27 protein-coding genes are annotated in these 26,125 nt (G+C 59.5%); 9 read left to right on the top strand and 18 right to left on the bottom strand.

Annotation, left to right across the window (positions count from 1 at the left end; all coding sequences use genetic code 11):
- Nucleotides 1-49 precede the first annotated feature (49 nt).
- The 8 genes from ACA071_RS21925 to ACA071_RS21890 form a co-directional block, all read right to left on the bottom strand.
- Nucleotides 50-3,694, bottom strand: coding sequence for a transporter substrate-binding domain-containing protein (locus tag ACA071_RS21925; RefSeq protein WP_497641073.1), 3,645 nt, complete (start codon nt 3,692-3,694; stop codon nt 50-52).
- 8 nt (nt 3,695-3,702) lie between these two features.
- Entirely contained in the window at nt 3,703-4,329 is a 627-nt protein-coding gene (locus ACA071_RS21920; RefSeq protein ID WP_054052066.1) for a response regulator transcription factor, read from the bottom strand.
- 255 nt (nt 4,330-4,584) lie between these two features.
- On the bottom strand, nt 4,585-4,989 hold the full coding sequence (locus tag ACA071_RS21915) for a response regulator (RefSeq protein ID WP_497645368.1): 405 nt from the start codon (nt 4,987-4,989) through the stop codon (nt 4,585-4,587).
- Between the two features lie 177 nt (nt 4,990-5,166).
- Entirely contained in the window at nt 5,167-6,498 is a 1,332-nt protein-coding gene (locus tag ACA071_RS21910; RefSeq protein ID WP_497641072.1) for a deoxyguanosinetriphosphate triphosphohydrolase, read from the bottom strand.
- A 68-nt stretch (nt 6,499-6,566) separates the two neighbouring features.
- Nucleotides 6,567-7,730 (bottom strand): EAL domain-containing protein, encoded by a 1,164-nt coding sequence (locus ACA071_RS21905; RefSeq protein WP_497641070.1) that lies wholly within the window; start codon nt 7,728-7,730, stop codon nt 6,567-6,569.
- A 126-nt stretch (nt 7,731-7,856) separates the two neighbouring features.
- Complete coding sequence (locus ACA071_RS21900) at nt 7,857-8,198, bottom strand: hypothetical protein (protein ID WP_497641069.1); 342 nt, start codon at nt 8,196-8,198, stop codon at nt 7,857-7,859.
- Nucleotides 8,195-8,584, bottom strand: coding sequence for a phage holin family protein (locus tag ACA071_RS21895; RefSeq protein ID WP_497641068.1), 390 nt, complete (start codon nt 8,582-8,584; stop codon nt 8,195-8,197). The genes ACA071_RS21900 and ACA071_RS21895 overlap by 4 nt, the downstream gene beginning before the upstream one ends.
- A gap of 1 nt (nt 8,585) precedes the next feature.
- The gene (locus tag ACA071_RS21890; protein WP_497641067.1) at nt 8,586-8,900 is read right to left on the bottom strand and encodes an ElaB/YgaM/YqjD family protein; all 315 of its coding nucleotides are present in this window, start codon (nt 8,898-8,900) and stop codon (nt 8,586-8,588) included.
- Nucleotides 8,901-9,206: 306 nt separating this feature from the next.
- Here ACA071_RS21890 and ACA071_RS21885 point away from each other — a divergent pair, with 306 nt between their 5' ends.
- Nucleotides 9,207-10,415 (top strand): ammonium transporter, encoded by a 1,209-nt coding sequence (locus ACA071_RS21885; protein ID WP_497641066.1) that lies wholly within the window; start codon nt 9,207-9,209, stop codon nt 10,413-10,415.
- Here ACA071_RS21885 and ACA071_RS21880 read toward each other — a convergent pair.
- Nucleotides 10,412-12,124: a cation:proton antiporter gene (locus ACA071_RS21880; RefSeq protein WP_497641065.1), complete on the bottom strand. Its 1,713-nt coding sequence runs from the start codon at nt 12,122-12,124 to the stop codon at nt 10,412-10,414. The two genes, ACA071_RS21885 and ACA071_RS21880, sit on opposite strands and share 4 nt — an antisense overlap.
- Nucleotides 12,125-12,345: 221 nt before the next feature.
- Between ACA071_RS21880 and ACA071_RS21875 the strand changes: the two genes are divergently transcribed.
- The 3 genes from ACA071_RS21875 (at nt 12,346) to ACA071_RS21865 (ending at nt 14,018) form a co-directional block, all read left to right on the top strand.
- A complete protein-coding gene (locus tag ACA071_RS21875; protein WP_497641064.1) occupies nt 12,346-12,582 on the top strand; it encodes a glutaredoxin family protein in 237 nt (78 codons plus the stop codon).
- Nucleotides 12,583-12,734: 152 nt separating this feature from the next.
- Entirely contained in the window at nt 12,735-13,055 is a 321-nt protein-coding gene (locus ACA071_RS21870) for a transcriptional regulator (protein WP_497641063.1), read from the top strand.
- Between the two features lie 72 nt (nt 13,056-13,127).
- Nucleotides 13,128-14,018 carry a pseudouridine synthase gene (locus ACA071_RS21865; RefSeq protein ID WP_497641062.1) on the top strand — a complete coding sequence of 297 codons (891 nt, stop codon included), beginning with the start codon at nt 13,128-13,130 and terminating at the stop codon, nt 14,016-14,018.
- Between the two features lie 77 nt (nt 14,019-14,095).
- Here ACA071_RS21865 and ACA071_RS21860 read toward each other — a convergent pair whose 3' ends face one another.
- Nucleotides 14,096-14,317 carry a YgdI/YgdR family lipoprotein gene (locus tag ACA071_RS21860; protein ID WP_133838227.1) on the bottom strand — a complete coding sequence of 74 codons (222 nt, stop codon included), beginning with the start codon at nt 14,315-14,317 and terminating at the stop codon, nt 14,096-14,098.
- A gap of 77 nt (nt 14,318-14,394) precedes the next feature.
- A complete protein-coding gene (gene mobA, locus ACA071_RS21855; RefSeq protein ID WP_497641061.1) occupies nt 14,395-14,997 on the bottom strand; it encodes a molybdenum cofactor guanylyltransferase MobA in 603 nt (200 codons plus the stop codon).
- An 81-nt stretch (nt 14,998-15,078) separates the two neighbouring features.
- On the opposite strand from mobA, the gene moaB reads away from it, so the two are divergent.
- Nucleotides 15,079-15,618, top strand: a complete 540-nt coding sequence (gene moaB, locus ACA071_RS21850) for a molybdenum cofactor biosynthesis protein B (protein ID WP_497641060.1) — start codon at nt 15,079-15,081, stop codon at nt 15,616-15,618.
- 22 nt (nt 15,619-15,640) lie between these two features.
- Entirely contained in the window at nt 15,641-16,828 is a 1,188-nt protein-coding gene (locus tag ACA071_RS21845; protein WP_497645367.1) for a molybdopterin molybdotransferase MoeA, read from the top strand.
- 66 nt (nt 16,829-16,894) lie between these two features.
- On the opposite strand, the gene ACA071_RS21840 is transcribed toward ACA071_RS21845, so the two are convergent.
- Nucleotides 16,895-17,161, bottom strand: coding sequence for a hypothetical protein (locus tag ACA071_RS21840; protein ID WP_497641059.1), 267 nt, complete (start codon nt 17,159-17,161; stop codon nt 16,895-16,897).
- 234 nt (nt 17,162-17,395) lie between these two features.
- Between ACA071_RS21840 and yegS the strand changes: the two genes are divergently transcribed.
- On the top strand, nt 17,396-18,313 hold the full coding sequence (yegS, locus tag ACA071_RS21835; protein WP_497645366.1) for a lipid kinase YegS: 918 nt from the start codon (nt 17,396-17,398) through the stop codon (nt 18,311-18,313).
- Here the strand turns inward: yegS and ACA071_RS21830 are convergent.
- The 3 genes from ACA071_RS21830 to ACA071_RS21820 form a co-directional block, all read right to left on the bottom strand.
- Nucleotides 18,297-18,956, bottom strand: a complete 660-nt coding sequence (locus ACA071_RS21830; RefSeq protein WP_497641058.1) for a response regulator — start codon at nt 18,954-18,956, stop codon at nt 18,297-18,299. The two genes, yegS and ACA071_RS21830, sit on opposite strands and share 17 nt — an antisense overlap.
- The gene (locus tag ACA071_RS21825; protein ID WP_497645365.1) at nt 18,953-19,846 is read right to left on the bottom strand and encodes a sensor histidine kinase; all 894 of its coding nucleotides are present in this window, start codon (nt 19,844-19,846) and stop codon (nt 18,953-18,955) included. The genes ACA071_RS21830 and ACA071_RS21825 overlap by 4 nt, the downstream gene beginning before the upstream one ends.
- A 511-nt stretch (nt 19,847-20,357) precedes the next feature.
- Nucleotides 20,358-20,828, bottom strand: a complete 471-nt coding sequence (locus ACA071_RS21820) for a hypothetical protein (RefSeq protein ID WP_497641057.1) — start codon at nt 20,826-20,828, stop codon at nt 20,358-20,360.
- A 441-nt stretch (nt 20,829-21,269) separates the two neighbouring features.
- On the opposite strand from ACA071_RS21820, the gene ACA071_RS21815 reads away from it, so the two are divergent.
- Together ACA071_RS21815 and ACA071_RS21810 are read left to right on the top strand one after the other, a co-directional pair.
- Nucleotides 21,270-22,205, top strand: coding sequence for a chemotaxis protein CheV (locus tag ACA071_RS21815; RefSeq protein ID WP_497641056.1), 936 nt, complete (start codon nt 21,270-21,272; stop codon nt 22,203-22,205).
- A gap of 90 nt (nt 22,206-22,295) precedes the next feature.
- A complete protein-coding gene (locus ACA071_RS21810) occupies nt 22,296-23,102 on the top strand; it encodes an MOSC domain-containing protein (protein WP_497641055.1) in 807 nt (268 codons plus the stop codon).
- 71 nt (nt 23,103-23,173) lie between these two features.
- Here the strand turns inward: ACA071_RS21810 and ppnP are convergent, their stop codons facing one another.
- The 3 genes from ppnP to ACA071_RS21795 all read right to left on the bottom strand — a co-directional run bounded on the left by ppnP (nt 23,174) and on the right by ACA071_RS21795 (nt 26,103).
- Nucleotides 23,174-23,458, bottom strand: coding sequence for a pyrimidine/purine nucleoside phosphorylase (gene ppnP, locus ACA071_RS21805; RefSeq protein ID WP_149661813.1), 285 nt, complete (start codon nt 23,456-23,458; stop codon nt 23,174-23,176).
- A 69-nt stretch (nt 23,459-23,527) separates the two neighbouring features.
- On the bottom strand, nt 23,528-24,070 hold the full coding sequence (locus tag ACA071_RS21800; protein ID WP_497641054.1) for a 3'-5' exonuclease: 543 nt from the start codon (nt 24,068-24,070) through the stop codon (nt 23,528-23,530).
- Between the two features lie 71 nt (nt 24,071-24,141).
- Complete coding sequence (locus ACA071_RS21795; RefSeq protein ID WP_497641053.1) at nt 24,142-26,103, bottom strand: acetyl/propionyl/methylcrotonyl-CoA carboxylase subunit alpha; 1,962 nt, start codon at nt 26,101-26,103, stop codon at nt 24,142-24,144.
- Nucleotides 26,104-26,125 lie beyond the last annotated feature (22 nt).

Here is a 26,125-nt window from a genome sequence, read left to right as displayed (position 1 = left end):
TACGGGGCTCTCCATAGTGGTTAACGCACTGCTCAGCGTCCAAGCATAGTTAAGGCGCCACCATTTTGCCGTTGTCGTTGCGACCTATCTGGTGCAGCAGTGCTTGCTCCAGTTCGAGCATCACCTGATCCATGGCTTTTATGCATTGGGCGACTTCATCCGCGGGCGCTGCGTCATGACAGGCTTGTTCAAGGGCCTGGCAACTATCAATCAATCGACAGGCCTGGGCGATGCGGGCCGCCCCTTTGATTTTATGCGCGATGTCGAGTAATGCCTGACGGTCCTCAAGTCGGGGCAAGCCCAGCAACTCCTGGCGATCCAGGCGGTTGCTGTTCAGGAGCTCGGCCAGCAGGCGTCGGGCCATTTCCGGATTGCCGCCAGTCAACAGGTCCAGCCCTTCCAGATTGAACGGCTGCTCACGAACTGCTGGTTTGATGCCTTCGACCCATTGACTCAACGCCGTCAGGCTGAGGGGCTTGAACAGGCAATCGTTCATCCCGGCTTGTTTGCAGCGCTGGATTTCTTCCGGCTGCGCGTTGGCGGTAAAGCCGAGGATGGTGCAGGGGGAGCTTTGTTCCTGCTGTTCCTGCTGGCGGATAGCACAGGTCAGGTCGTAGCCATTCATGATCGGCATGTTGCAATCGACCACCACCAGATCGAATGGCTCGCGCTGCCAGGCTTCCAGTCCCGCACGGCCATCATCGGCACCGGTAAACCGATGTCCCAGGTATTCCAGCTGCTGGCACATGAGCAGACGATTGGCGGGATGATCGTCGACCACCAGCACGCTCAAGGACGTGCCGCTGCTGGGGATGTCTGGCTCAACCCGGTCCGGCACCTGCTCGGGTGGCAGCGTCGGCAGATACAGTGAAATGCTGACCTGGGTGCCCACCCCCGGCTGGCTGCTCAGCTGCAGACTGCCCCCCATCATTTCGCACAAACTGCGACTGATCACCAGGCCAAGCCCCGCGCCGCCCCTGGCCAACTGCCCGGTATTGTCGACCTGGGCAAAGGGCTCGAACAGGCGCTGCTGATCCTTTTTGCTGATGCCGACCCCGCTGTCCTGAACCTGCACCTGCATTCGCGTCCGCTCAGGTTCTTCGCCAGGGAGCAGGTCGACGGTAATCCTGACCTCACCCTGTTCCGTAAACTTGATGGCATTGCTGACCAGATTGGACAGTACCTGCTTGAATCGCAGCGGGTCGAGCCGCACATCGACAGGCGGTTGGGACGGATTGAATGCCAACGTCAGGCGAAGATTTTTTTGCCGCGCCAGTCCGTCGAAAATCCTCACCACCGAGCCGACGATTTCCCCCGGATTGACCCGCTCCGGGCTCAGGCTCAGGCGCCCGGATTCGATCCGGGCAATGTCGAGAATGTCGCCGATCAATGCCAGCAAGTCTTTCGCCGAGCTGTACGCGGTTTCGATCGAGGAACGATCCTGGCTCCCCTGGTCCATGCGCTTGAGGGTCAGCTCAAGCATGCCGATCACCGCGTTCATCGGCGTGCGGATTTCGTGGCTCATGGTCGCCAGGAACGTGCTCTTGGCCCGGTTGGCCTCATCGGCCTGCTCCTTGGCTGCCCGCAGCTTGTCGAACAGCTGCCGCCGTTCGCTGATGTCGATCCAGCCGCCGATGATGCCTTGCACTTCACCGCTCGAATCACGGTAGGGGAGAATCCAGTGATAGATCGTCAGACGCCGGCCGCCAATGTGCAGCGGGCGATCGAGGATCAACGGTGTGCCTTCGGCCACGACCCTTTGATAATCAGCCTGATATTCCCGGGCTTCAAAGGCATTGCTCATCTTGCCCTGCATGACGCTCTTGCCGATCACGTCCTCGCGTTTCGCCTGGAAAGCCTCCAGGTAACTGTCGTTGCAGCTTTGCAGCAGCCCCTGGCGGTCACGCACATAAATCGGGTGAGGCGTGCCATTGACCAGTGAGCGCATGAACTCGAACTGATCATTCAGCGCCCGCTCGGCGGCTTGGCGCTGTTTGATCTGGCGCCGCATCCAGGCATTCCAGGCCATGGAAATCAGCAACAGAACACTGGCCGCGGCCACGATCTGATAGAACACCCGGTGAAAGTTGTTCCAGGTTTTTTCCGAGGCCGCCGAGTAGCCTCGCCAACGGCTGTTGATGACACCCAGCTCTTCCGGCGCGATGCTCAGCAGCGCTTTGTCGATGATGGCGCTCAACTCCGTGGCGCCTCGGGCCGTGGCCAGCGAGAACGCCGCTTGCCGGGTGCCGATGGTGGTGCTGATCTGCAGTTTGTGTTCGAAGATTCGCGACGAAATAAAGTAGTTGGCGATCACCAATGAATTGACGGCGCCCTCTACCTGGCCCTCGGCGAGCAATTCCACGGCGTGAAAGGTGTCCGGCGTTTCAATCAGGTGGACCCGCGGGAATTCGCGGCGCAGGTAGTCCACCAGTGGATTGCCCTGGGCGATGGCCAGGCGTTTGTCTTGCAGTTGCGACAGGTTCGTCGCGCTGTCGGCGGACTTGCGTGTCAACAGCACAAAGGAGTTTTCCAGATAGGGGCGACTGAAATTCAACTGGGTCTGGCGTTGGGCGCTGGGAAGCAACGCGGCGATCAGGTCAGCCTGATTGTCTTTGACTCGGGCGATCATTTGATCGTCGCTACGACTGCGCTGGATCTCGAAGCGCAAACCGGTACGCAGCCTGATCAGCTCAAGGAGGTCGGCGGTGACACCGCGAAAATTACCGTCGCTGTCGAAAAACGTCAGAGGGGCAAACGCCTCATTGACCACCACGCGCACCACCGGGTGTTGCGCCAGCCAGCGTTCCTCACGGTCAGTCAGTTGCAGTTTGTGATCAGTGAGGAGAATGTCGCTGCCGGCACTCCAGCGTTTGGCGATGTTGTCCCGCTCGCTGGTGGGGATGGCTATGAGTACGGTGTTGACGATCTGCAGCAGTTGCGGATTGTCCTTGTGCACCGCAAAGCTGAAACCATGAGCTTCGTGTTTACCGAAGTTGGCCATGCGGATGTTGTTCAGGTAACCCTTGTTGATCATGTAGTGGGTTGAAATGGTGTCGCCGAGGAAGACGTCCGCCTGGTCGAAGGCCACCGCATTGATTGCATTCTGGTAGGACGGGTAGTCGATGATGAGTGCTTTCGGGTACAGCGCCTTCACTTCCTCCAACGGCAAGTAGTGATACACCATGCTCAGTCGCAGCCCGGCGAGGCCATCGGTCAACGATCGGGTTTCGCCCTCACGTGTCACCAGCACCGGCTGATCCACGGCGTAGGGGGCAGACAGCACAATGTCGGGGTTTTGGGCTTCGAAGCCATTGGCCGTGCCGAGCAGGTCGATTTCACCCTGTTGCAGCGCCTCGATGGCGGCCTGGCGCGAAGCGTAGCGCTGGACCTTGATCGGCAATCCCGTGGCCTGGCCGAGGATCCCGGCATAGTCAGCGGTGAATCCCTCGTAGTCACGGTCGCTGACGGTCAGGTCGAAAGGAGGGTAGTCCGGGGCGGATGTGCCCAGTATCAGTTCGCGCTTGTTCTGTGCCCATTGGCGTTGGGGTTTATCCAGTTGGACTTCCAGATGTCCCCCCGTTGAGCGGCTCAGCAGGGTGTAGTTCTCGACGGCGGTCGATGCTGCGGTCACTGAGGTGCTCAGGCATAAACCTGCACTCAATGTTATTAGATAGTCCTTTATGCGACTGGGCATCCTGTCTCTCACACTAACGCGTTACGTTTTGCCATCTCGATGAGCGCTACCAGGGATTTGGCCTTGAGTTTTTGCATGAGGCGTTTCTTGTAAGTGCTGACAGTCTTGTTGCTCAGGAACATGCCTTTGGCGATTTCCTTGTTGGTGCGTCCTTGCGCGAATAGTTGCAAGACCATCAGTTCCCGGTCGTTGACGGACTTGAACAATTCAAGTTCGGCGTAACGCACGTCGTCCGGTCGCACGGGATTCAAGGCTTGGCTAGGGAAGTAGTTGTAACCCGACAGTACGGCCTTGATGGCACTCATCAGTTCACTGAGATCTTCCTGTTTGCACACATACCCCGAGGCGCCGGATTGCATGCAGCGAATGCCGAAAAGTGTTGGGCATTGTGCTGTTAACACCAGTGTTTTCAACGGTGTGCTCATTGCATTGAAACGAGAGAGAACTTCCAGACCATCAAGTTTTGGAATGCTGATGTCGAGAATGATCAAGTCGGGCATGCATTCACGAACCATCTGCATGGCGTCGACCCCATTATCGGTTTCGCCCACGACTTTATAACCCTCATGTTCCAGCAGCATCCGCACAGCAAGGCGGATGACGGGGTGATCGTCGACAATAAAAACGGAGTTCATAATCAAGTCCCATACGTGCGCGAATAAAGCGCGCACCTTAGCTCAGTTAATTGAGAGGGCGCATGAACGGACGGGTCTATAGCGGCGATATAGGACATTTCCTACAACTGAAAAAGAATAGGGCTACGTATCAACTGGGTTTTGCATAAGGAATGTGAAAGTTCTGATTGTGTAATCAGAAATGGGTGAGGCTTACTGTGTCAGTAATACGCGGTATTTGATTGCGCATGAAAAGTGTCAGGAGTTAGCTCGTTTTTACTCTAAAACCAAGGTCAACAGTATTCTAAAGTCGGATTGTTTCAGCGGCTTGGTCAAGCATCCCAGCAACGGCAATCGGTGTTCGCTTGCCTGCTTTTCAAGGTCGTTCATTTCAAACGATGTCAGGCTGCTCAGCAGTATCGCCTGCCTGATCATGCCCCGGCGGCTGGCAAACCGGATCAAATCGAGTCCGGGGAGGTCGGGCAGGCATTGATCGCAGAGCAGAATGTCGAACGGCTGGCTGGCCTCGAGCATCTTTTGCATGGCCTTTTCGGCGCTGTCGCTGATCGTCAGTTGGGTGAAGCCGAAACTTTCCAGCAGGCATTGGGTAGCGCGGAGCTGAAAGGGATGATCTTCCACCAGCAAGATGCGCAAGTCGTTGTCGAACAGTGGAGTTTGCATTAAATGGAATACGCCGCCAGCAGTGAGGGTCTGATTATTCCCCGAGCCGGCGGGGTATTCGATCAGTAAGCTCAGCGCGACACGTAGGGGGATTCTGCGGTTGTTGAAATGGCGTTGAAGGTCGAGTGCCTTCAATCAGCCGGTCAGAAGCCTCTGACACGGCTGATCCGCAGGTTTTTATCCGTGGACCGAGCGGCCGGTCATTTCCTGGGCCATCTCACTGGCATAGCTGTCGGTCATGCCGGCGATGAAATCAATCATGCGCAAAAACGAGGTATGCAACGGGCCGTGGGGATCGGGCGCGTTGTTGCCCAACAGGTCCAAAACCCGGCGGCTCTTGAAAGACGGCGTGCGACCGTTGTGCTGCTCCAGTGCCGCACCGCAGAAGGCGTTGAGGAGGATTTCCAGCGTGGTGTAGGCGCCGATTTCATGCAACGTCTTGCGCTTGTCCTGGAAGATCTTTTTGCGCGCCATGTCCTTGGCATTCAGTACGCAGCGCTTGGCCGGACCGTGCATGTGTTCCACCAGATCACCGGGCAGTGTGCCGGCCAGTAGCGCGTCCTGTTGCTCGACAAAAGCGCGGGCGGCGGCGTTGGTCAGGTGTTCGATGGCCTTGCCCCGCAGGATCGCCAGTTTGCGCCGGCGCGAATCCTGCGGGCCGAGCAGGCGATAAGTTTCCGGAATATCGTCGCCCACCAGGTCCAGCAGCAGGGACTCGACTTCGGCGTATTCCAGCAGGTCCATCTCCAGGCCGTCTTCGAGATCGATCAGCGCGTAGCAGATGTCATCGGCGGCTTCCATCAGGTACACCAACGGATGACGCGCCCAACGCTGGTCTTCCAGCTGCGGCAGGCCGAGCTTGTGGGCGATCTGTTCCAGCAGCGGCAGTTCGCTCTGATAGCAACCGAACTTGTGCTTTTTGTAGCCCAGGGAATCGGCGTGTTTGGCGGTCCAGGGGTATTTCAGATAAGTGCCGAGGGTGGCGTAGGTCAGCCGGGTGCCGCCGTCGAACTGGTGATATTCCAGCTGGGTGAGCACGCGAAAGCCCTGGGCATTGCCCTCGAAGTTGAGGAAGTCATTGCGTTCGACCTCGCTCATTGCATCCAGCCAGCCACGCCCGGCGGCTTGCAGGAACCAATGCCGGATTGCGTCTTCGCCGGAGTGACCGAACGGTGGATTGCCGATGTCATGGGCCAGGCAGGCCGATTGCACCACCATCCCCAGGTCGCTCGGTTCGCACCAGTCGGGCAGGGCGCTGCGGATGGTTTCGCCGACGCGCATGCCCAAGGAACGGCCGACGCAACTGACTTCCAGTGAGTGGGTCAGGCGCGTGTGGATATGATCGTTGCTGGACACCGGATGCACTTGGGTCTTGCGCCCCAGGCGGCGGAACGCGCCGGAGAAAATGATGCGGTCGTGGTCTTTGTGGAAAGGGCTGCGGCCGAGTTCTTCCGGGCTGTGCACAGGCTTTCCGAGGCGTTCGCGAGTAAGCAGGGTTTGCCAATCCAAGGCTGGTTCTCTCCGTCAAGGGACTGATGGCCCAGTGTCCTGTCTCGCATCATCGCCTGCAAGCGGAACTACAGCCCGGCGGCGTCGATATCGATGAGCAGCAGTCGCTCGCCGTTATCGAAAAACTGTCCGGCGGTGAGGCAATACTGGTTGCTGGTGGCATCGCGGTAGGTATTGGAAAGGGTCAGCCGTCGCTCATCCCAACCCTCGGCCAACAGGTGATAAAAGTACGGCCGCCATGACCAGTTGTGGCCCAGGTAGCGATTGTCGGCTTCCCAGGCGTTGTTGCGCCATTCGAGGTTGGGCGTCAGTTGCGTGCCGTGACGGTCGCATTGGTAGAAGCGCAACAGCCAGGGAAAAGCGTCCAGTTGGGGCAGGGCACTGAGGGGGGCGCGGGCCTGGGCCCAGTCCTGCAGGATCGCCATCAGTTCGCTGAGTTGGCGGCGCATGACCATCAGTTGGCCGCGCTCTACGAGCTTGCGCTGCACGTAGCGCTGACGAAGTTGTGCGAACTGCTCGACGAAGGCGTCGGTGGCAAAGAAATCGCTTTGCGCCCGGGCGAACAGAAAACCCTGCACATAGCGTGAGCCGCACTCCAGGGCGAAATTCAACTGGGCTTCGGTCTCCACGCCTTCGGCGATGATCCAGCACCCGGTTTTCTCGGCCATCAGCGCCAGGGCCTTGACCACATCGCTGCTCGGCCCGCCGAGGGCGGCGGCCTGAAACAGGCGCATGTCGAGCTTGAGAATGTCCGGTTGCAAGGCCAGCACGCGATCGAGTTGCGAGTAACCGGCACCGAAGTCATCGATGGCGATCCGCGCGCCGGCCTGGCGGTAGCGCGCCACCACGTCGGCTAGACGTTGGCTGTCGCCGCCCAGTTCGGTGATTTCGAAGACGATGCGTTGCGGATCGACCCCATGCCGGGCCAGTTGCTTGAGACTCGGCAACGCCTGGTCCGGGCGCAAGCGGCTGATCCAGCGCGGCGACATGTTCAGGCTCAGAAACCATTCCGCAGGGGCCGCGTGCAAACGGCTCAGGGCGTTATCGCGGATTTGCCGGTCGAGGCGGCGCAGGGCGATGGCAGGGGTTCGCGGGTCGGCGAACAGCGGCCCTACGGAGGTCAGTTGACCATCGGCCTGGCGCAGGCGACCCAATGCTTCAACGCCGGCGATACGGCCGGTGGCGGTATCGATGAACGGCTGAAAGCAGGCGAGCGGTTGCCCGTCGATCACGAGGCCTCCTTAGTAAGGTCTTGTTTTTGGATAAACCTGATGACCGGGGAGGCACGCAGGATCGAACCCCTCGATAAAGAGGTTGATCCCGGTGTTATTGCAAGAATGCAGCCAGATAATGTGCGATCAGGGTTTACGCGAAGAACCCTGCATGACGAGCTTGATCAGCGGGCCCAGGCTGGCGCCCAACTGAACCAGGCGGGTCACGCTGCTGACGCCGCCGCTTTTCGCACCTTTGCCGGTCAGAAAACCGAGCAGGGTCACGGCGGCCATGCCCCAGAGCGGGGCATGCTTGATGCCGAAGCCATCGTGCAGGTTTTGCGTCATCCCGCGCACCCGCTGCAAGGGTTGCAGCAGTTGCCGTGATTCCTGGCGGATTTCCTGGCGGTGCATTTCCATGCGCAAGCGGATCAGCGCCTTGCGCATTTCCGTGCGCGAACTGTTGTGAGGCAGTTGAGGCAGGCTCATGGCAGCAGGCGCTCCCGGTCGTTGGCAAATTCTTCCAAAGTACCGTGGAAGGGCGAGGACTCATCGAAAACGGCTGCTTTGAGGCGCATCCCGCAAAAAATCGCGGCCAGGGTGTAGAACACGCAAAGCCCAATGATCGCGGCCAGGCGATAGGTGTCCCAAAACAGGATCATCACCAGCGTCGACAACCCCACCAGCAACAGCAAGGCAAAGACCAGTGCCAGGCCTGCAAACAGCAACAGGCTGACGGTGCGTGCTTTCTGTTCCTGCAATTCGATGCCGAACAGTTCGACATGGCTGTGCAGCAACCCTAGAAATGCGGCACCCAGGCGCCGCGTTGTAGCGCTGGTGCCCGTCGCGGACGAGCCGGATTCGCCGATAGACATATCAGCGCCGTGTGGCCAGCAGGCCAATCAGGAAGCCCACGCCGGCGGCGATCCCGACCGATTGCCATGGGTTGGCCTGGACGTAGTCTTCGGTGGCGGTGACCGCTGCCTGGCCGCGCTGGCGCAGGGAATCTTCGGTCAGTTTCAAGGTTTCCCGGGCACGCAGCAGGCTGTCGTGGATCTGTTCGCGCAACTCATCGGCCTGATCGCCGGCCAGGGACGCGGTGTGTTCCAGCAACCGTTCGGTGTCGCTGACCAGGGTTTGAAAATCGTTCATCAGGATTTCTTGAGCAGTCTTTGCCTTGATGCTGGCCATGGGTGGATCTCCGTAAGTGGCTTCTGATGCGTTCGAGTATGAGCCTTGGGCGAAGGTTCAGTACAAATGACTGGTACAACTTTTGCTATGTCATGGTGCGTCAGCCTGCGCCGTTGCGCTGTTGCTGGGCATGATTTGAGCAAAACCATAACTCAAATAATCAAAACCCGCGCAAAGGTCGTGACCTTGTGCGCCAAAGCGGTTCATTGGAATCAATACCTTGGTTCCGGCAAGTCGCAACTTGGTGCATGGATTGCCTGCGCGAACTGCTTTGGTGCTTTTTTAGCCTTCAGGTCTGCCAACCCCATGGAAAATCTGCAAAGCGCTGTGGACAGTCTGGTCCATAGCTCCAATACGTTGTTCATTTTGATCGGTGCGGTCATGGTGCTGGCCATGCACGCCGGGTTCGCGTTTCTGGAAGTCGGCACGGTTCGACAAAAGAATCAGGTCAATGCCTTGTCGAAGATCCTCAGCGACTTCGCCATTTCGACCCTTGCCTATTTCTTTATAGGCTACTGGATTTCCTACGGCGTCACTTTCATGCAACCGGCGGCGGTGATCAATGCCGATCACGGTTATGCGCTGGTGAAGTTCTTCTTTCTGCTGACCTTCGCTGCAGCGATCCCGGCGATCATTTCTGGCGGTATTGCCGAACGTGCACGCTTCGTTCCGCAGTTGTGCGCGACGGCGTTGATCGTGGCGTTCATCTACCCGTTTTTCGAGGGCATGATCTGGAACGGCAACTTCGGCTTGCAAGCCTGGTTGCTCGAGCGCTTTGGCGCCAGTTTCCATGACTTTGCCGGCTCCGTGGTGGTTCACGCCATGGGCGGCTGGCTGGCGCTGGCGGCCGTGCTGTTGCTCGGGCCGCGCCAAGGACGTTATCGCGACGGCCGACTGGTGGCGTTCGCGCCATCGAGCATTCCGTTCCTGGCCTTGGGCTCGTGGATTCTGATCGTCGGCTGGTTCGGTTTTAACGTCATGAGCGCGCAGACGTTGCAAGGCGTCAGTGGCCTGGTGGCGGTGAATTCGTTGATGGCCATGGTCGGCGGCACCGTCGCGGCGTTGATCGTCGGGCGCAATGACCCGGGCTTCCTGCATAACGGCCCGTTGGCCGGGCTGGTGGCGATCTGCGCCGGTTCTGACCTGATGCACCCGGTGGGCGCGCTGCTGACCGGCGCGATTGCCGGCGCATTGTTTGTCTGGTGCTTTACCGCGGCCCAAGGCAAATGGCACATCGATGATGTGCTGGGCGTCTGGCCGTTGCATGGCTTGTGCGGTGTCTGGGGCGGGATCGCTTGCGGCATTTTCGGTCAAACGGCCTTGGGTGGCCTGGGCGGTGTGAGTTTGATCAGCCAGTTGATCGGCACCTCGCTGGGCGTGATCGTGGCGCTGGCCGGTGGCTTTGCGGTGTACGGCACGATCAAAGCGTTCCATGGTTTGCGCCTGAGCCAGGAAGAAGAGTATTACGGCGCAGACTTGTCGGTGCACAAGATCGGCGCCGTCAGCCAAGACTAGTTCTCCTCATCTTCAGCACCGGGATAAAACCGGTGCAGCAGGCTGTAGCGGTCATGCCGGACCTGATCGACCCGCTCCTGGACCTGATGTGCGGGCAAGCCGAGCATGATCAGCGCATGGGAGGCGAGCATCAGGCTCGACTCCAGCAACTCCGGCACCACTTCATTGGCGCCGGCTGCTTTCAGCTCGGCCCACTGACTGTCGTCCCGGGTGCGCACGAGGATCGGCACGCTCGGGTTGAATCGGCGCGCTTCCTTGAGGATCAGCAGCGCAATATCGGTCTGGTCCACCGCGATCACCAGCAACCGGGCGCGTTCCAGCCCGACGGCGGCCAGTAACTCGCCGCGCCGTGAGTCGCCGTAATGCACGCTGCTTTCACCGGCTGCGGCCTCCTGGACCCGCACGGGGTCGTTGTCCAGAGCAATGTAGGTTTGTTGCGCGTTGTGCAGGAACCGCCCGATGGATTGCCCCACGCGACCGTAACCGCAAATCACCACATGGCCATTCAGGCTGGCATTGAGGGCACTGATTTCTTCGAGTTTCGCTTCTTCGTTGGGCTTGCGGTGCAGGCTGGCGGCGATACGCGGCGCGGCGCGCAGCAACAACGGCGTGACCAGCATCGAGCAGAAGGTCGCCGCCAGCAGCAGGCCACTGAGGTCGGCGGGCATCATCTTGTGCTGCTGCATCTGCGCCATCAAGGCAAAGCAGAACTCGCCGCCCTGGGCCAATGCCAGGCCGCTGCGCCAAGCGGTCTCACCATCGCTGCCACGCCATTTGACCAGCAGCGCCACCACGCTGCCCTTGATCAGCAGCAACCCGAGGGTCAGGCCGAGGATGAGCAAGCCATGGCTGGCAAACAGCTGCAAGTCGATCAACATGCCGATACTGACGAAAAACAATCCGAGCAGGATGTCGCGGAACGGGCGGATGTCGGCCTCGATCTGATGCCGGTAATGGCTTTCCCCCAGCAGCATGCCGGCGAGGAAGGCGCCGAGGGCAGGGGAGAGACCGAGCAAATGGGTCAGCCAGGCAGTCAGCAGCACAATCACCAGGGCCAGCAACACGAACAGTTCCGCGGAACGGGATGCGGCGACTTCCTGGAACAGTCGGGGCAGTAACCAACGACTGGCCAGCAGCAGACCGACAAACAAAAACACGGTCTTGGCCAGTGTCAGGGGCAGCGCCCAATACCAGGCTTGGTCGCTGCTGCCGGCGAACACCGGCACCAGAGTCAGCAGCAACACCGCGACCACGTCCTGGAACAGCAACACGCCGATGGCGTTCTGGCCGTGGCTGCTGAATATCTCCCCCAGGCTGCCCAGCTCCTTGCTGACGATGGCCGTGGACGACAACGCCAGACCGGCACCGAGCAACAAGGCCGGGGTGACCGACATGCCGAACAGCATGAGCAAGATCCCCAACAGCGTCCCGGAAATTAACACTTGCAGGCTGCCAAGTCCGAACACCACCCGGCGCAGCGCGAGCATTTTCGACAGGGAAAACTCCAGACCCAGGGAGAACAGCAAAAACACCACGCCCAGTTCGGCGAGGTCCGGCAATTCGTCGCTTTCGTTGACCCAGTCGAGCGCCGTGGGCCCGACCATCAGCCCCACACAGAGGTAGCCCAGCACCGGCGGTAAACGCAAGCGCCGGAACAGGGCAATGACCACCAGGGAGGAGGCGAGGATGATCAACAGATTGGCAAACACAAAAAACTCCGGTGACGGCTTCGGGCAACCCAAGCGTAGAGGCAAAAAAAGGCCAGAGCATCGCGCAAACGGGATTCAGGGCAAATGATATGCATCAGGAAATTGCCGAAACCTTTTGAAGTCGCCTGATGCAGACGTCTGCAGGCCTTGGCGGGCATTGGCTCGACGGTTTATGACGACGGGGCCTAGAATGAAGCCTTACTTTATCGGGTCTGTTTGTCATGCCTCCTGAATGTCAGCTGTTCGGCACCTTGGGTTGCCATCTGTGTGAAGTTGCCGAAGAAGAACTGATGCCCTTGGTCGAGCACGGTTTGATGGTCGAGTTGGTCGATATCTCGGAAAACGAAGACTGGGTCGAAGACTACGGTCTGCGCATCCCGGTGTTGCGTCGCCTCGACACCGGCGCCGAACTCGATTGGCCCTTCGATGCCGAGCAGGTCGTGGCGTTCTTGCGCTGAGGCTTCCCCACCCGTCGCGGTGTTGTGTTCGTTCATTGGCGAAAAACAGGTTATTCGGTTACTGTATGTTCATACAGTTATTCGGATTGCCTGCCTTGCATCCTCCTATTCCGGATTTGGCCAGGTGATCCCGCTAGTCAGAGGGATGAACCGTGGTCAATGTCGAACAATTGAAGAACAGCGTGAACCGGATGTCGGTCGATGTGGTACGCGAGGCGGTGATCGAGCTGCGCCTGGATGGCCTGGTCACCGAAGGTAAGACCCCCTTCAACAAGCTGCATTTCAACACCTGTTTTGCCGAAATCGAGGCCTTGTTCCAGCGCGCGGGGTATCACCGGCAACTGGATGTCGTGGGTTATCAGGGGTTGATGTACGCGCTTTACGATCCCGGCCGCTGGGAAGCGGTGGATGTTCTGCGCTGGCTCAAGGAATTCACCGAAGCGGCCGCGCGGGCACAGTCGATACAGGCTTAAGGATTCTCTGCTAGGTTCGATCCGATCACTGTTGGATAATGCCGTTCTGCATTGAGGGTTAGAGTTTTTCGTATGTCCACTTCATCTTTTTCCGCCGCGCACAGCCAGGCCAGCACCCTCTACCTGCCACCTGGCTCGTGGCAGACCGTACTCGACTGCCTGTGCGAACACTTTCGCGCTATCGGTCGTGAGCAATGGCTGGACCGGATCGCGCGCGGTCGGGTTCTTGATGGCCAGGGCCTGCCGATCGCCCTTGACCTGCCGTACAAGGAAGGCTTGCGGATTCACTATTTCCGCGAGGTGCCGGACGAAAAACCGATTCCGGTGATCGAGACGATCCTGTACGCCGACGAACACTTGGTAGTCGCCGACAAACCGCACTTTCTGCCGGTGACACCCGCTGGCGAATACGTGGAACAGACCCTGCTGCGGCGGTTGATCCGCCGTTTGGACAATCCCCATCTGGTGCCTTTGCATCGCATCGACCGGCATACGGCGGGCCTGGTGCTGTTTTCCGCCAATCCGCAGACACGTTCGGCTTATCAGTCGCTGTTTCCGACGCGGCAGATCGAGAAGCGCTACGAGGCCATTGCCAGGGCATTGCCTGAGTTGTCCTTTCCATTAGTCCATAAAAGCCGACTGGTGGAGGGCGAGCCGTTCTTCCGTATGCAGGAGGGGCCGGGCGTCAGCAACACCGAGACGGCGGTCGAGGTCAGGGAAAAGAACGGCGAACTCTGGCGTTACGGGCTCTACCCGGTGACCGGCAAGAAGCACCAGTTGCGGGTGCACATGACGGCGTTGGGCGCCAGCATCTGCAATGATCCGTTCTATCCGCAGGTGCTCAAGGATGTCGAGGATGACTACGCCAATCCCTTGAAGCTGCTGGCCCAGGGACTGCGCTTTGTAGACCCGGTGACCGGTCAGGAGCGTAGCTTCGAGAGCGACATCACCTTGCAGTGGTGACCCCGCGACATTTTTCTTCGGCCACGAAAAAGCCCGCATTTAGCGGGCTTTTCTGTATCCGGTTATCGCCGCAAAGATTACAAATCTTTAACGGTACGAACCTGATCCTTGTTGACGCGGGTGTGCTTGCCATCCAGCTGTTCGAACTCGTAGAAACCCGACTCTTCATCGTATTTAGGCTGGTCGACGGCCTGGATTTCACGACCGTCATTCAAGGTGATCACTGTTGGCGATGCGCAACCGGCGAGGGTGGCGAGGCCCAGTGCGAGCATGAAAGTGGCGAGGGTCCGTTGAGTCATGAGTGTGTCTCCGAATATGAATACTTTTGGTTACTGAGCTTGTAGACGTATGCAACGCGTGCAAGTTCCTTCTCGTGTCAGTCTGACACACTGTTGTGTGCACTTAACAGTTCTGGCGTGTTCAGGTTGGCCAGGCGAGGGTCATTGTCCGGGCATTGCAGGGCCGTGGCGCCCAGCTGTCGCATGATTCGGCCGGGGCTGCGTTCACCCTCGTTCCAGGCATTTTCGAACGCCTCCGAAAGGGCCACGGGGATAACGCAGAGCAGCGGTTCCCAATGGTCGCCGTGGCGCAGCATCAACGGTTTATCCGGATGCAGTGCAGCGGTTTCGCGCATGCCTTGAAGAAGGGCGGCATCAATGCGCGGCACATCGCAGGGCAGTACCAGCAGATGGGAATGACGGGCCGCCTTCAGGCCGGCCCGGATACCGGCCAGAGGCCCCGGAAAACCGGCGTGATCATCAACCACCAATTGATCGGCGTAAGGCGTGTAGGTTTCCTGGTTTCTGTTGCAGGAGATGATCAGGTCATCGCTCAGCGCGCGGGTCTTGCGGTGCAAGTGCGCAATCAGCGGTTCGCCGTGCCACTCGATCAGCCCCTTGTCCTGGCCGCCCATGCGCTGGCCGCGCCCACCCGCCAGGAGCAGAATTGAACAGGGCGGCAACGCTGTATTGGAAGTCATGGCAGCTCTCCATGGGGGCGGCAAAAAAATGAGGCGCTGTGATATAACACCGGGCTGTTTCCCCTACAACTGGACGAGCCTATGAAAGCCAAGGCTGATGTACCTTTCGCACCGCTCAACATCGCGGTGCTGACTGTCAGTGATACCCGGACCCTGGAAACCGACACCTCCGGCCAGGTCTTTGTCGACCGCCTGGGCGCTGCCGGTCATAACCTGGCGGCGCGGGTGCTGCTTAAAGATGACCTCTACAAAATTCGCGCGCAAGTCGCTACCTGGATTGCTGATGAGGTGGTGCAGGTCGTGTTGATCACTGGCGGCACCGGATTCACCGGCCGTGACAGCACACCGGAAGCGGTGAGTTGCCTGCTGGATAAGCAGGTCGATGGTTTTGGCGAGTTGTTCCGGCAGATTTCCGTGGCCGACATTGGTACCTCGACCGTGCAGTCCCGGGCATTGGCCGGTTTGGCCAACGGCACGCTGGTTTGCTGCTTGCCGGGTTCGACCAACGCCGTGCGTACCGGTTGGGATGGCATCCTCGCCGAGCAGCTGGATTCGCGGCACCGTCCGTGCAATTTCGTCCCTCATCTGAAACAGGCGGCACCCTGTGAATCCCGCGGGTAAGCCTGGCAAGACCGGCAGTTTGATGCCTGTCGAGGTGGCGCTGGCGCGTTTGCTGGAAATGGCCGAAGCGGCGCCAATTCTTGAACGTGAGCGCTTGCCGTTGGCGCAGGTTCAGGGGCGCGTGCTGGCGGAGGATCTGGTCTCGACACTCGATCTGCCGCCCTGGCCCAACAGCGCCATGGACGGTTATGCCTTGCGCGTGGCCGACTGGACCGGCGAACCGTTGGTGGTCAGCCAGAAGATTTTCGCTGGCCAGGCACCGCAACCCTTGCAGCCAGGGACCTGCGCACGAATCTTCACCGGTGCGCCGGTGCCTGAGGGCGCCGACTGTGTCGAAATGCAGGAGAACGCCGAAGTCCAGGCGGATGAACGTGTGGTGTTCACCGAAACCATGACCCCAGGCCAGAACATTCGCCCCCAAGGCCAGGAAACCACGGTCGGTGAGTTGGTCCTGACGGCGGGCACGCGTCTGGGCCCTATCGAGCAGGGGCTGGCTGCATCCCTGGGACGTGCCGAGCTGGATGTAGTACGCAAAGTGCGTGTAGCGGTGTTGTCCACCGGCGATGAACTGATCGAACCCGGCCAGGCCCTGGGGCCTGGGCAGATTTACAACAGCAACCGGGTGTTGTTGTGCAGTTGGTTGCAGCGTTTGGGCTGTGAGGTGATCGATGCCGGCATCCTGGTGGATGATCTGGCGGTGACTCGCGCTCGCTTGGGCGAACTGACCCATGTCGACCTGATTCTGTCCACTGGCGGTGTGTCAGTGGGCGAAGCCGATTTCCTCGGTATTGCCTTGCGTGAGGAGGGGGAGTTGTCACTGTGGAAGCTCGCCATCAAACCCGGCAAGCCGCTGACATTCGGGCATTTCCGGGGCGTGCCGGTGATCGGTTTGCCGGGCAACCCGGCTTCGACGCTGGTGACCTTCGCTTTGCTGGCCCGACCTTATCTCCTGCGCCGCCAAGGTGTCGAAGACGTCACGCCGCTGACCTTCCAGGTGCCGGCAGGTTTTGTCTGGCCCAAGGCTGGCAATCGACGCGAGTACCTGCGCGGGCGGCTCGAACAGGGTAGGGCAACCATTTACCGGAATCAGAGTTCTGGCGTACTGCGCAGCGCCGCTTGGGCCGAAGGCCTTGTGGAAGTGCTGGAAGGCCGCACCCTGGTCGAGGGTGATTACGTCAACTTCATTCCCTTGAGTGAAGTCTTGAGCTGATACCTGCCATCGAATGACACTGCAAGCCCGGTTGATCGAGCCGGGCCTGGCGTCCACGCCTGCCGTTTAATGAGTCAGAAGGGTCACGACCTGTTCGAACCGGCTGTTGGCGATCCACCCCAGAAGCCCCAGAATCACGCCGATTGCGCCGGCAGAATAGGCCAATCGGTGTTTGATGGATTTGACGTCACCACGTACTTCGTCCATGTCCCGGCGGATGTATTTGAGGTGTGTCTCCAGTTCAACGACGCGAGGTTCCATATCAACTTCTCCAGCGGGTTTTGCGCTGTTTTTGAAATCAGCCTGTTGAGCCCTTAGGGCGTTTGCATTCATTGCGTGCACATCCTTGTGTGTTTGTAATTTGATGATTGATACCGCAAGCCCCCAAGGTGTACCAATCATCCTGCTCGGTCAATTGAGCCGATTCCTCACGTTTTGTAAGAAAAAATACCGCTCTGTAGGACGCAAGACGCTGTGACTTCGAATTTATTCAAGTTCAGCTGACTTTTTTGCGTGCCTGTGAGGTCAACATCTCGCATACGGATGCCAATTATGGGAGTGATCGCAATGGGTGAGCGCAAGGCGCTGTTGATTCTGCATGGTAAGCAGGCACTCAACGAAGAAGTCCGCGCGGCGGTTGAAGGCAAGCGCAAGCAGGGGTGGGAACTGGCCGTTCGGGTGACCTGGGAGGCCGGTGATGCCCGGCGTCTGGTGGATGAAGCGCTGGCAGCCGGTTACAGGCAAGTGATTGCCGGTGGCGGTGACGGCACGTTACGCGATATTGCCGAAGCCATGGCGGCGCATTCGAACGAGGCCAGCCTGGTGCTACTGCCCTTGGGCACCGCCAACGATTTCGCGCGTGCCGCCGGCATCTCGCTGGAGCCTGCCCAGGCCCTGGAGCTTCTGGACAGCGCGCCGGTGCCGATCGATTTGGGCGAGGTCGGCGGACAAGTGTTTCTAAACATGGCCACCGGCGGTTTTGGCAGTAACGTCACGGCCAATACCTCGGAGGACCTGAAAAAGATCCTGGGAGGGGCGGCCTACCTGTTCACCGGTTTATCGCGCTTCAGCGAATTGCATGCAGCCTATGGCGAATTGCAGGGGCCGGACTTTCACTGGCGTGGCGAGCTGTTGGCGTTGGGTATCGGCAATGGCCGACAGGCCGGCGGCGGCCGTGTGTTGTGCCCGGAGGCGCTGGCGGACGATGGACTGCTGGACATCAGCATTCTGCCGGCACCGCAGGAGGTGGTTGGCACGTTGAAAAATTTGCTGACCGAGGGCTTCGGCATCGACAACATGTTCGTGCGGGCCCGTTTGCCGTGGGTCGAGATCAAGGTGTCGGAAGGCCTGCACATCAACCTCGATGGCGAGCCCCTGGAGGGTGACAACTTGCGTTTCGAAGCGCGTCCGGCGGCATTGCGCGTGCACCTGCCGCCGAACTCGCCGTTGCTGGGTTCATCGCAGGCGGTCAATCGTCCAGGCTGATGATTTGTTCACGCACGGCGAACAGCACCAGGCCCGCCACGTCGTAGATCTGCAGGCGTTTCATGATCTGCGAGCGGTGGGTTTCGACGGTCTTGATGCTCAGGCCCAGGCCGTTGGCGATTTCCCGAGTGGATTTGCCACGAACGATCAGTCGCAGGATTTCCAGCTGGCGTGCGGTCAGGTTGTGGGAGTCCGGGATGGGCGGCTGGTTTTTCTGGTTGCGGGTCAACGCCTGGTTGATCACGGTGTGGGCGATGGCCGGGCTCAGGTAGCGCTCATTGTTGCGCAAGGCGTCCAGGGCGTGTTCGAGTTCGGTGGCCGTGGTGTCCTTGAGCAAGTAGCCATGAGCCCCGGATTCCAGTGCCTGCATGATCAGCGCCGGGTCGGTGTGCATCGACAGGATCAGCACCTTGCTTTGTGGCCGAACCCTTTTGAGGCGCTGCAAGGCTTCGAGGCCGCCGGTTTCCTTCATGGAAATATCCAGCAGGATGATGTCCGGGGACAGTTGCTCGACCATCTCCAGCAGTTGCGAGCCGTCATTGGCTTCGCCGACTACCGCATAGCCGGGAATATCCAGCACCAGAGCGCGTACGCCTGCCCGGATAAGCGAGTGGTCATCCACCAGAAGTAAGTTACAAGTCAACGCATAACCTTATTCGTACTGGCCCGCTCAAGCGCACGGGGCGCCCAGGGGAAAAGTGCTTCGATTTGAGTGCCTTTGCCCGGTTCGCTGGTCACAGCCAAGGTCCCGCCCAATTGTTCGATCCGTTCCGACATCCCGGCCATGCCGCGTTGCCCCTCGCGCCCGGGGTTTGCCGCGGGCGCAAAGCCCAGGCCGTCGTCGCTGATCAGCAGAGTCAGGCCCTGGGGCAGGCGCTGCACGCGCACCAGCAAATTCCTGGCGTCGGCATGGCGCAGTATGTTGGTCACCGCTTCCTGGGTAATTCGAAAGGCGGCCACAGCCATTTCTTCCGGAATGCCGGTCAGGCGCTGATGGCATTCCAGGCTCCAGTGCACCGAGGTATTGGCCAGGGTCTTGAGCAAATGTGCCCGCAGGCTGGCCTCCAGCCCAAGGCTGGTCAGCTGTCGGGGGTTGAGGATGGCCGAGACGTCACGCACCTTGGTCAAGGTTTCTTCCAGGGTTTCACAGAGCACCGAGCATTGGCCCTGCAGTTCTTCGGGCAGACGGCGCTTGAGCCATTCACTTTGGAGTTTTGCCGCCGTCAGCAACTGGCCGATGTCGTCATGCAACTCGCGGCTGAGCCGATGGCGTTCGTTTTCCTGTACTTCCAGAAGGCGGTCGGCCAATTCTTGAGGTTGAAACTTGATCGACTTGCGCGACAGGCGATGCCCGACCCAGACACAGGCCAGTGCTGCCAGGTTAAGCACCAACAGGCTCACCGGCAGGCGAGTGGAGAAGCCATAGACCAGCAGGCTGCCAAGCGCCGAGCAGGTACACAGCAACAGCGTGAACCGGCGCGCGTTTACTCGGGAAGGTGGCCACGTGGTGATTGACTTGAGGCTGGCGTACATAGCAGATGGAGCCAATGGATGTTCGCTGCGGGCAGACCGGCCATGAGGGCTGACGGGTCTCTGTCTGAAAAACTGTTGGGTAATTCACCGGCTTCAACGGGCAAACCAGAAGACGAAATCCAGCGATGAAGTTTAGCGGGCTGCTCTCGTCTTGAATCTCGGTGCCATTAATTGAAGCCAACTAACGGCCGGCATAATACCACTTTAGATACCGTTGGTCGCGTTTGGTATATATGTCCATACAGTCAGGAATTAGGTGTCAGGACGTTTGTTCCATAATGGAAAAAGTTTGGTTTTTTTTCGTTCGAATATAGTGGGGGCGCCAGGATTTTATTTTAAAGTCAGGCGCTACCTGAGCCCGAAACAGATAGTCCGCGCTCGACAAAAATAATGATTGGTTATTGAGCTGTCGTTGACAGGTATGAAATATTCAATTGCGACATAGGCGATCAAGTTACTGAGTCGGGTCTGGGAATACGAAAACCAGGCGGCGCATAGTTGCCCGACAAATTTAAGCCTGCCGTTCCGAGAACGCCACGAGGGTGAGCGGTTTGGCGTGGACCGGTGGTTGAAACCGGCTTTGTCCGACCTGAAAGGCGAAGGCTTCGATCAGCGATGCCTGCTCGCTGTCATCGAGCGTCAACTGGCCAGTTTTTGGATCGATGAGTTCAAGTTGCCAGGCCATCAGCGTAAAGCAGTCTTTCAGCGCATCGAGGGCCTGCTCGTGCAGGGCCATGTGATGTTGGGCATGGTTCAACAAGCCATGGATGTGCAGCGAAAACTCCGAAACCGCTTCCAGCGCCAGGGCATCGGCCTTGTTCGCCAGTTTGAGCAGGCTGCTGAGCATGCAGTCGATGGCATCCGTATCATTGCTGATCAGTTGCAGATGACTGAGGCATTCCTCGGACTTGGCCAGGAGTGTTTCAGCCTCGACGAGAAACTCGGGAAGGCGTTGAGCCCCCTCTTTATGGTCGTTCGGCATGCTTATCTCCACCACGTCACGTCTGATGAGGGAATGTCGTGTGTGTCGATGATCACGAGTTGTCGCCCGAGCGCACTCCGGCCCGCTTTTGCGTGCGCTGGAGAACTCGAGAGGGTGGAGGGCCACTGACCTGCGATCGCACACAAAAGCCTGACTCCGTTCATGCAATGAGAATGGCGTCACATTAATGGCTATTGGATATTGCGAATATCAGGTTGGGCCTGATTGTTACTAGGGGAATCCCTTACGCAGGGGAACCTATCGTGCAAACTGAGGTCGCGCGACAGGGAATGAAGCAGATGAAATCACAAGGCCAGTAAAGCATGATGTTAATGTGACATCAATGCTTGGACATGGCATTTTGTCGGGGGGTCAAGCTCTAGCAATAACAGCCGATAACCCTCTTTAGTGAATTCATCAGAACAAGCCCAGGAGTCATTGATGGCCGGCATTCTCGACACGGTAGACCAACGCACGCAACTGGTGGGTGAGAATCGCCTGGAAATTCTCATGTTCCGGCTGGCCGGGCGGCAATTGTTCGCGATCAACGTTTTCAAAGTTCAAGAAGTGCTGCAACTGCCGAAACTGACCCTGATGCCCCAGCGCCATCCGTTTGTCTGCGGCGTGGTCAACCTGCGTGGCCAGACGCTACCGGTGATCGACCTGTCCCAGGCCATCGGCATGCGTCCGTTGGTGCCAAGCCCAACCAGTACCATCATCGTCACCGAGTACAACCGTTCGGTACAGGCGTTCCTGGTCGGTGGCGTGGACCGCATCGTCAACATGAACTGGGAAGCAATTCTGCCGCCGCCGACCAGCGCCGGTCGCCAGCATTACCTGACGGCCATCAGCAAGGTCGATGACCAGTTGGTGGAAATCATCGACGTGGAAAAAGTCCTCGCCGAAATCGTCCCGTACAACGCCAAGGTGTCCAAGGACAAACTGGATGACCCGATCCTGGAACGCGCCCGCGGGCGTGAAGTGTTGCTGGTGGACGACTCCAATGTGGCGCTCTCGCAATTGCGCGACACCCTCGGCCAGTTGGGCGTGAAGATGCACATCGCCAGCGACGGCCTGAAGGCACTGAACATGCTCAAGGCCTGGGCCGATACCGGCGTGGTCATGACTGACAAGCTGCTAATGATCTTCACCGACGCCGAAATGCCGGAAATGGACGGCTACCGCTTGACCACCGAGATCCGTAACGACCCGCGCCTGCGTGGCCTTTACGTGGTCTTGCACACCTCGTTGTCGGGCAGTTTCAACGACTCGATGGTCAAGAAGGTCGGCTGCGACAACTTCCTCTCCAAGTTTCAGCCAGACAAACTCGTCGACGTGGTGCGCCAGCGCCTGATGCTCGACGAAGTACCGGCCTGATCCCGACTACAAAGGCTGGCGCAGAGTCAGCCTTTGATTCAGCGATCAAGCTCGTATAGGGTGGCGTTTTTGCCCACCAGGGAGCTGGCCATGTTGCGTCTGAGCGCGCTTTACCGTTATCCGTTGAAATCCGGCAAGGGCGAGACCCTGCATCAAGTCGGCCTCGACAAACTGGGTCTGGACGGGGATCGACGCTGGATGCTGGTGGACGAGGCCAGCGGGCGTTTCCTGACCCAGCGTGCGGTGGCGCAGATGAGCCAGTTGTCGGCGCTGTGGAATGCCGACGGCGGCTTGACCCTCAGCGCGCCTGGTCATTCACCGATCGATATCGCTTTGCCCGGCAGCGACGCCGGACTGCGCGGCGTGACCATTTGGCGTGACACCTTGCGCGTGCCGGATGCCGGCGACGCGGCGGGGGCTTGGGTCAGTGAGTTCATCGGCAAGCCGACGCGGCTAGTGCAAGTGCCGCTGGATCGTGCGCGCACCACTCAGTCGGGCTACGGCAAGGATGACGACCAAGTGGCCTTCGCCGACGGCTTTCCGCTGTTGCTGATCGGCCAGGCTTCTCTGGAGGACTTGTCGCAAAAGGTTGGACGTCCATTGGAAATGCTGCGCTTTCGGCCGAATCTGGTCATCGAGGGCAGTGAGGCCTATGCCGAGGATGGCTGGAAGCGCATTCGCATCGGTGATGTCGAGTTCCGCGTGGTCAAGTCGTGCTCACGGTGCATCCTGACCACCATCGATCCGCAAACCGGTGAACGCAGCGGTGATCGCGAGCCCTTGGCCACGTTGCAAAAGTATCGTGCCGAGGAGGACGGCGCGATGTTCGGCCAGAACCTGGTCAACGACAGCAATGGTCGGCTGGAAGTCGGCATGCCGGTGACGATCCTCGAATAGCCGCCCCTGAATGAAAAATGCCCGTGTCGTTGGACACGGGCATTTTTTTGGCACTGTGAAAATCCGGGGGTTTAGCCGCGGTATTCGCACAGGTAAGCGGTGTCGACGGCCACTTTCAGCTGGAACTTGCTGTTGGCTGGCACGTTGAACTGGCTGCCGGCGGCGAAGGTTTCCCAGTCGCTGCTGTCCGGCAGTTTGACGCTCAGGGCGCCGGTCACCACGTGCATGATTTCACGCTGGCTGGTGCCGAATTCGTATTCGCCCGGGGCCATGACGCCGATGGTCGCCGGACCTTCAGCAGTGCCGAAAGCGATCGACTTGACGGTGCCGTCGAAGTACTCGTTGACTTTAAACATGGGCGATTCCTCGAAAAGGGCTTAAAAGGGCCGGCCAGTATGCACAACGCCCCTGGCGCCGTCACCTTCCTAGAGGGGAAGCACCAGCGGTAATAGCCGCGCGGTATTGCGTGCATCTTCCAGCGCCCGATGCTGTTGACCATTGAATTGCATGCCCGCCAGTTGCAACGCGCCGTTGAGCCCCAGCGGGCGCTCTAACCGCCGCGCCTTGGCGAAACGCTGCTTGAGGTTCATGTGCGGCACCTGGCTCAAGTAGCTGTCGAGTTGCAGGCGTTGCCATTCCTGGAGCAATTGCTTGCGATCGTAGTCGCCCCAACTGACCCAGCCTTCGAGGCGCGCATGATGCTGGCCGAGCCAGCGCTCGAACGCCGGCCAGACCTCGGTCAACGGCTGCGCGGTATCGATGTTGGCCTGGGTGATGTGGGTCAGTTCCCGACAAAACGGCGTCAGCAAAGGCCGGCGCGTCGGGCGTACGAAGCGCTGGAATTGATCCAGTTCTCGACCTTTTCGGTCCACCAGGGTGGCACCGATTTCGATGATTTCCATTTCTGTAACTGGCCAGCCGCCCTCATCGGTGGTGGCTTCCAGATCAATGACCAACCAGTGAGGCATCGCAGGGTTCCTGGTATCCGCGTGCTGATAGGGCTTGAGCGTAGCCAAACCCGGCGGATCCGCCTAGCGCCTTATTCGACCTCCAGCAAAATCTGACGATTTTTGACCTGATCGCCGACCCGGACTTGCAAGCGCTTGAGCACACCGTCGATGCCGGACTTGAGTGGATGCTCCATTTTCATCGCCTCCAACACCACCAATAGCTGGCCCTTGCTGACCGGGCTACCCTCACTGACCAGTACATCGACGATCGCCCCGTCCATTGGCGCCTTGAGCGTGCCGGAGCTGACGCTGGCCTGGCTGCTGACCGGCAGTTGAGTGCGATCCTCCAGACGCAAGCTGCCGGGGCGGGTGAACAACCACAGTTGCCCGGCGTCGAGGTGATAGGCATGACGCTGGCGGATGCCGTCGATTTCCAGGGTGGCCTGGCGTGCGTCGCAGTGGATGAGCTTCAGTTCGAGTGTTCGCTCGCCGACCTGAAGCCGGTAGGGCTCGCCAGGTACCGCGTTCAGTTCCACCGTCCAGTCCTGAGCTTCCACGCCAAGGCGATAGTGCAGCGGCACACTGGCGTTGTTGCGCCAGCCTGCCAAAGGGGCGGTGTGATGTTGCGCTGAGGCCTGATAGAGCAGCGCCGCCGCAATGGCCAGTTCTTCAGCGCTCGGGAGATGGGCATGCAGGCAAGGGTGGTCGGAAAAATGCGTCGGGATAAACCCGGTGCTGAACTCGCCGCTGATAAATTGCGGGTGTTGCAGCAGGCTGGCGAGCAGGCGCTGATTGCTTTGCACGCCCAGCAGCACGCTGTCCTGCACCGCCCGCAACAGCTTGCGCCGGGCTTCTTCGCGGGTGGCGCCGTGGGCAATAAGCTTGCCCAGCAGTGGGTCGTAGAAGGGGCTGACGTGCTGGCCTTCGATCAGGCCATGGTCGATGCGCACGCCACCGTGCAACGCCGGTTCCCAGGCACTGATCTGCCCGGTCTGCGGCAGGAAACCCTGGGCCGGGTCTTCGGCGTACAGGCGCACTTCCATGGCGTGCCCATTGAGTTGCACCTGCTCCTGATTCAGTGGCAGCGGTCGGCCTTCGGCGACGTGCAGTTGCCAGGCAACGAGGTCGAGGCCGGTGATCAGTTCGGTTACCGGGTGTTCCACTTGCAGCCGGGTGTTCATCTCCAGAAAGTAAAACTGCCCGCGCGCATCCAGCAGGAACTCCACGGTGCCGGCGCTGACATAATTCACCGCACGCCCGGCCTTGAGCGCCGCTTCGCCCATGGCCTGGCGCAGTTCGGTGGTCATCACCGGGCAGGGCGCTTCCTCGATGACTTTCTGATGCCGGCGCTGGATCGAACAGTCGCGTTCGCCGAGGTAGATCAGGTGGCCGTGCTGGTCGCCGAACACTTGAACTTCGACGTGGCGCGGATCGATCAGCGCCTGTTCGAGGATCAGTTCATCGCTGCCAAACCCGTGCAGGGCTTCGGAGCGCGCGGTGCGCAGTTGCTCCAGCAAATCACTGGCATCGTGCACCAGGCGCATCCCGCGCCCGCCACCCCCGGCGCTGGCCTTGATCATCAGCGGATAGCCGATGCGTTCTGCTTCGCGGCTGAGGGTGGCGTCGTCCTGTTCAGCGTCCTGATAGCCTTTGATGCAAGGTACACCGGCCGCGAGCATGGCGAGTTTCGACAGGCGCTTGCTGCCCATCAACTCGATGGCATCGGGGCTGGGGCCGATGAAGGTGATATTGGCCTCTCGGCAGGCGAGGGCGAAGCCGGCGTTTTCCGAGAGGAAACCGTAGCCGGGGTGGATCGCGTCGGCGCCAGTGCGTCGGGCGGCGTCGATGATGGCCGGGATGTTCAGGTACGACTGCTGCACCGGGGCCGGGCCGATGTTGACGGCCTCGTCGGCCATTTGTACGTGCAGGGCATCGGCGTCGGCATCGCTGAATACCGCGACGGTGCGGTAACCCAGGGCCTGGGCGGTGCGCTGGATGCGGCAGGCGATTTCACCGCGGTTGGCGATCAGGATTTTGTTGAGTCCGGGCATGGGGGCTTCTCTCATGTTATGC

It is taken from the genome of Pseudomonas sp. LBUM1646 (assembly GCF_059716165.1).
This window is presented reverse-complemented; position numbering and strand designations above follow the sequence as displayed.